The organism is Streptomyces sp. NPDC060209 (assembly GCF_042728155.1).
Classification (GTDB): Bacteria; Actinomycetota; Actinomycetes; order Streptomycetales; family Streptomycetaceae; genus Streptomyces.
In genome coordinates, this window is record NZ_JBHWZS010000431.1 from 1 (window position 1) to 6,001 (window position 6,001).

The 6,001-nt window shown below is 71.1% G+C and carries 4 protein-coding genes; 3 read left to right on the forward strand and 1 reads right to left on the reverse strand.

What is annotated here, in order from left to right:
- A partial coding sequence (fes, locus tag ACFWFI_RS40350; RefSeq protein ID WP_387400553.1) for an enterochelin esterase occupies positions 1–1,245 on the reverse strand: 1,245 nt, incomplete at its 3' end.
- 194 nt (positions 1,246–1,439) lie between these two features.
- Here fes and ACFWFI_RS40355 point away from each other — a divergent pair.
- The 3 genes from ACFWFI_RS40355 to ACFWFI_RS40365 all read left to right on the forward strand — a co-directional run bounded on the left by ACFWFI_RS40355 (position 1,440) and on the right by ACFWFI_RS40365 (position 5,958).
- Positions 1,440–3,245 carry a hypothetical protein gene (locus tag ACFWFI_RS40355; protein WP_387400555.1) on the forward strand — a complete coding sequence of 602 codons (1,806 nt, stop codon included), beginning with the start codon at positions 1,440–1,442 and terminating at the stop codon, positions 3,243–3,245.
- 142 nt (positions 3,246–3,387) lie between these two features.
- Positions 3,388–4,443, forward strand: coding sequence for a YncE family protein (locus tag ACFWFI_RS40360; RefSeq protein ID WP_387400557.1), 1,056 nt, complete (start codon positions 3,388–3,390; stop codon positions 4,441–4,443).
- A 309-nt stretch (positions 4,444–4,752) separates the two neighbouring features.
- Positions 4,753–5,958 (forward strand): esterase/lipase family protein, encoded by a 1,206-nt coding sequence (locus ACFWFI_RS40365; RefSeq protein ID WP_387400559.1) that lies wholly within the window; start codon positions 4,753–4,755, stop codon positions 5,956–5,958.
- Positions 5,959–6,001 lie beyond the last annotated feature (43 nt).

Below are 6,001 nucleotides of genomic sequence, written 5' to 3' on the forward strand. Positions count from 1 at the left end.
GTCCACGAGGCCGTCGGCCAGCTCCGTGCGCCAGCACAGGTAGTCGTGGCCGCCGTTGAACTCCCGGTAGGAGGCGTCGTCGTAGCCCGCCGTCGCCAGGACCTCACGCAGACGCCTGGCGGCGGGCAGGGCGACCCATTCCTGTTCGCCGAAGGACAGCCAGAAACGGACCGGCAGACGACCGGACCCCTCGATCCGGTCGGTGAGCCACTGCGCCTGCGGCCCGTCGGGCCACCAGAAGGAGCCGGACTGTGCGAGGACATTGCCGAAGCGGCCGGGCGCGGACAGCGCGGCATGAGCGGCCGAGAGACCGCCCAGGCTCTGTCCGGCGACGACCGTGCGGGCGGGGTCGTCCGTGACCGGGAGACGAGCGGCGGCCCAGGGCAGCAGCTCGTCGGCGAGGAAGGCCACGAACTCCGGGCGGCAGGTCAGCTCGGACCACCTGGTGTCCGCGTCCACGGACTCCGGCAGGAGGGCGACGAGCGGCGGGATAAGGCCGTCGGCGATCAGGTTGTCCAGCAGGTGCGCGAGCCCGAGACGCGGCTGCCAGTGCTCGCCGTCGAGGAGGACGAGCACGGGTAGCTCCGCCGGGTGCCCGGGTTCCAGGGGCGGTTCGTACAGCCAGACGCGGCGGGTGCCGGCTCCGAGCTTCCGGGCCGGTACCTCGTGGGCGGCGACTCTGCCACGGGCGATGTCGGGCCTCGGCTGCCACTCCTGCCCGCCGGGCGCCGCCGGGAGCTCGGCGTAGGACACGGGCCCGCCGCTCCAGCGGCGCGGCAGCGTGCGGTCGTTGAGCGGATCGTGGCGGCGGCGGGTGCGCAGCCACTGCCAGTAGCCGGCGGTGCCGGGCTCGGGGCCGTCGCCCTCGTCCACGTAGAAGTCGTAGGTGCCACGCCAGTCGTGCCGCAGGCGCAGCGTCCAGTGCCAGACGTCGGTGCCGGGCACACGCTCCATCAGGTTGCCCTCGGGCGCGCGTGGATCGCCGAGTTTGTTGGGGAGGACCTGCACGGCCCGGGTCGCGGGAGTGCCCTGCCACAGGAAGGTCACCGCGAGGTGATCGGCGCTGCCCTGCGGGTCCGGGGAGACGAGGGGCGTGCCGCTGCTGCGCACGGCCGACCAGAACTCCTCGGTCCCGCCCGGCGCCGGCAGCCGGCACCCCGGCTCCAGGAGCCGTGGCACTTCATCGGGGCGCACGGTCCGCGGCGGCCGGCGCGGGGCGTCTTGCGGCGGCACTGACGTGATCACGAGAGGGACTCCGAACAACGAGGAAGGCAACTTAGGGTCACCTTACCTGCCACGGGGTCAACGAAGAGGTCAGCACTGCTGAGGTTAGGCTAACCTAAGTCTGCTTGGAGGGCCCTTACCGGCCGATCAGACGGCTGTTGCCCCGCACGCCCTCCCCTTCACCTCTCTTCGCCGCCCGCCAGGAGCAGCTCATCATGAACCCCGCGAGACCCTTCCGTACCCCCGCACCCTCGTCCGCACTCCCCCGGCCCCGGCTCGGCCGGATGGCCGCGCTCGCCGCCGGCGCGACGCTGGGCATCGGTGCCCTGGCCGTCGCGCCCGTCGCGGCGGGCACCGCCGGAGCGGACGCGACCGGCACGGTCGCCCTCGTCGCCGACACCGTCGCACCCACGGTCACCCTGGGCACCACTGCCGTGAAGCCCGGCGGCTCCGTGCCGTTCGAGGCGTCGGGCTTCCCCGCCGGAGCCACCCTGAGCGTCAAGTTCGACGACGCGGCCCTGCTCAAGCAGTTCCCCATCGGCGACGACGGCAGCGTCTCGGGAGCGGTGACGGTCCCGGCCGATGCCACCCCGGGCAGCGAGCACTGGCTGCGGTTCCTGGCACCGCAGACGAGCGTCCGCAGCGAGAACCTGACGGTCACGGGCAGCACTCCGACTCCCACGCCGACGCCCACCCCCACACCGACGCCCACCCCCACACCGACCGCGCCTCCGACGGCAGCACCGCCCACCGCCGGGCCGGCCGTGCGACTGACGGGCTCCGAGGTCGCCGCGGGCGGGAAGGTCACCTTCACCCTCTCCGGGTTCTCCAGGGGCCAGAGCGTCACGGTCAAGCTGGACGACGCCGACATCGTCGGGCAGTGGCCCTCGGCCGTGGAGGCGGACGGCTCACTCACCGCGACGGTCACCGTCCCCAAGTCCACGTCGGCCGGGGCGCACTGGCTGCGATTCCTTGCGCCGAACCCGTCGACGAGCCTCAGGGCGGACATCTCCGTGACCTCGTCCGGCTCGGGCGACAGCGGCGGTTCGGGGACGGGCGGCAGCACCGGTGGCGCCGGTGGCGGTTCGGGCAGCACGGGCGGGGCCTCCGGCTCCGGCGGATCATCCACCTCCGGCAGCGGTTCGGACAGCACCGGAGGCACGTCCGCCACGATCACCGCGGGCTCCCAGGTCGCCGCGGGCGGCAAGGTGTCCTTCAGGGTGACGGGTTTCCCGGCGGGCCAGCAGCTCACCGTCAAGCTCGACGATTCCAAGATCATCGGACAATGGCCGAACGGCATCGGTGCGGACGGCTCGCTCTCCGGGACCGTCACGATTCCGGCGGATGCCACGAAGGGCGCCCACTGGCTGCGTTTCCTCGCGCCGAATCCCTCGACGAGCCTCAGGGCCGACTTCAGCGTCACCTCCGGCGCGTCGGCCGAGCAGGCCTCGGCGAACGCCTCCTCGGGCGACGCGGGCGGATCGGCCGGCACCACCGAGGTACCGGCGGCCACGGGTGCGCCGGCTAGTGCGTCCAACTCCCGGGGCGCCAAAGCCGTGATATCGGCCAGCCAGGTACAGCCGGGCGGAAAGATCCCGTTCGAGGTGACGAAGTTCCCAGCCGGCCGGACCGTCACCATCAAGCTCGACGACGAGGAGATCCTGGGCCAGTGGAAGGCCGACGCCACGGGCACGTACAAGGGTGAGGTCACGATCCCGGCCGAGACCCCGGCCGGTGCCCACTGGCTGCGATTCCTGGCGCCGAACCCCTCGACCACCCTCAAGGTCGACTTCACGGTGACCGCGCCCGGCGCGACGGCAACAGGCACCGGTCCGGCGGCAGCCACAGCGCCCCAGGCCGCGCCGAACACCGTCACGGCGGCGTCCGTGGAGAGTTCCGTCTCCTACGCGACGATCGCCTGGTCGGCGGCCGCCGCCGCGGTGGGCGGAGCGGCCGGCGCTGCCGCCACCACCTTGGTCGTCGTACGCCGTCGGCCGGGCGGACACGCCGCGCAGAGCTGACGCGCGCGCCCGAACACAGCTCCCCCACAGGGAAGTTGTTGTACAGCTCACACGCCTGAGGGTGCGTTACTTAGGTAAGCCTAAGCTAAGTTACAAGTGTTGAAGTTCCTACTGAAACCCCTGTCAGGGAGTTGACCTCAGCATGACCTCGTCCACCCGCAGAAGCCGTCGCACCGTCACCCGCGCCGCCATCGCCCTCGCGATCGCCGCCGGCAGCACCGCCGCGCTGGCGGGCACCGCTTCCGCGCACACCGCGGCCGACACCGTCACGGTCGCACCGCTCGTGAAGGGCCTCTACCAGTCGTCCTACTCCGAGCGGAACAACGTCCTGTGGACCACCTCCGCCGTGGGCCGTCCCCCGGTCGTCTCCTCCAGCCTGCTGAAGGTGGACCCGAAGACCCTCAAGGTGAAGCAGACCATCACCCCGCCGGTCACCGATGCCGCCACGGGCGCCCTTGAAGCCGTCTACGGCGTGGCCGTGGACGACGAGCACAACACCGTCTGGACGACGAACACCCGCAACAACACCGTCGCCGTGTACAGCCAGCGCACCGGCAAGCACCTCGCCACCCTCCCGAACGTGAACCACGCCCGCGAGATCGTCGTCGACGAGCGTCACAACACGGTGTGGACGACCTCCTTCGCGGACGGCTCCCTCGTCGCCTTCGACTCGAAGACCTTCGAGGAGAAGCAGCGGATCACCGTCGACGGGTCCGGCCCGACCGGCCTGGTCGTGAACGAGCGGACCGGCACCGCCTACGCCGCGGACCTCAGCGGTGACCAGGTCATCGAGGCCACGGCCAAGTCCGCCACCCCGCGGCTCATCCCCGCCGGTGACGGCCCGATCTCGATCGCGCTGTCCAAGAACGGCAAGACCGCCTACACCGCCAACCAGACCGGCGGCGACCTCTCGGTGATCGACCTCAGGAAGGGGCTCGTCACCAAGTCCGTCGCGACGGGCGCGGGCGCCCTGTCGGTCGCAGCCGACGACCGCACGGGCAACGTCGTGGTCGTCAACCGCACCGATGCGACGGCGACCGTGGTCGACCCGGGCAAGGGCACCGTCGTCCGGACGGTGACCACCGGCGCCAACCCCAACCACGTCACCGTCACCAACGGCACCGCCTACGTGGTCGACAAGTCCGGGGCCGGCCTCGACGGCGCCGACCAGATCCACAGCTTCCGCGTCACCCGCTGACACCGGCCGCTCCACCTCCCCCACACCTCACAGCCGGCCTTCGCCCCGCCTTCCCCCACACTCTCAGCCGGGTGTTCGGCGCCACCGCTTCCCGCGGTGGACCGGACACCCGGCTGTTGTTCGTGCGGCCTCGGCGACGTGGAACGGACGAGCGATGAGAACAGGCCAACGGCACATGCCGGGCGCACCAAACACTTCCCGTGCGCGCTCCATCAGATGTGGTGAACTCCGCAGCCCAGAAGAGTGATTCGCCCGGATTGCCCCCCATGATGACGTCGTCTCGCCCACCCTTCCGTAAGGAGTACGACCATGTCCGAGACGACCGAGCCCAACGTCGGTTCGTTCACCCTCGGCGGTCAGCTGACCGCCGAACCCGTCGGGCCGATCGAGGTACCGGAGCACGAGGAGTGGCCCCTGCCGAACGGCTTCGCCTGGGTCTTCCCCGGCGAGGGCAACCGCGGCGGTCTCGTCCGGCCCGTGATCATGGCCGACGGCTTCAGCCTCGGCCGGAGCAAGCTCGACCAGCTCTACCACGGGCTGGAGAGCGGCTTTCCCTTCATCAGCGAGCTGCGCCGGCGCGGGAGGGACGTGATCCTGCTCGGCTTCGACGAGCGCAGCGCGTCGATCCTGGACAACGCGGAAGCGGTCCTGGCCGCCGTCATGCGGACCAGCGCCGAGCAGGTGGGCGACGCCCGCCTGGTCGTGGGCGGTTTCAGCATGGGCGGCATCGTCACCCGCTACGCGCTCGCCAAGATGGAGACGATGCGGATGGACCACCGGACCGCGCTGTACTTCTCCTACGACAGCCCGCACCGCGGCGCTTCCATCCCGGTCGGCGTGCAGGCCTTCTCACATTTCATCCCCTTCCCGAACGACTTCGCGAAGCAGATGAACAGCCCGGCCGCGCGCCAGATGCTGTGGCAGCACTACGACAAGGACACCGGCAAGATCGGGGTCGCCCCGGAGCGCGCGGAGTTCCTGGCCGCCCTGGACCGGTTCGGCGGCTGGCCGCAGATCCCGTTGAAGATCGCCGTGGCCAACGGTCGCGCCGACGGGGTCGGCCTGCCGGACGTGACGCCCGGCGAGGTCGCGCTGCGGATCGAGCGGATCTATCCGGGCACCACCTTCTACACCCACGCCCAGGGCGAGGAGGTGACGGCCGCGTACCTGAACCGCAGGTTCCCCAAGGCCGAGAAGACCATCACGACCAGCGGCTTCCCGGAAGTGGACGGCGCGCCGGGCGGAACCCTGCACACCTACAAGATCCTCGCCGACACGATGGAGAAGCTCGGCGGCAAGGCGGACCTTCGGCACGAGGACGTGTGCTTCGTCCCCTCGGTCAGCGCGGTCGCGATCCGCGACATCGAGAAGCAGGCGGACCTGTACGCGAACATCGACGAACTGAGCCCGGAGGAGAGTGAGCTGGACGACTTCCGCTGTTCGTCCACGACCACCGCGCACACGGCCATCTCCGAGGAGCTGTGCACCTGGCTCATGGACCGGCTCCCCGACTGATCCCCGCCCTACGCCGACCGGGCCGCCGCCCGCTCGCACAAGG

What these genes read in the sequence shown, in the direction of transcription:
- ACFWFI_RS40365 (WP_387400559.1), top strand. Translation starts at nt 4,753, where the DNA reads ATGTCCGAGACGACCGAGCCCAACGTCGGTTCGTTCACCCTCGGCGGT.
- ACFWFI_RS40355 (WP_387400555.1), top strand. Translation starts at nt 1,440, where the DNA reads ATGAACCCCGCGAGACCCTTCCGTACCCCCGCACCCTCGTCCGCACTC.
- ACFWFI_RS40360 (WP_387400557.1), top strand. Translation starts at nt 3,388, where the DNA reads ATGACCTCGTCCACCCGCAGAAGCCGTCGCACCGTCACCCGCGCCGCC.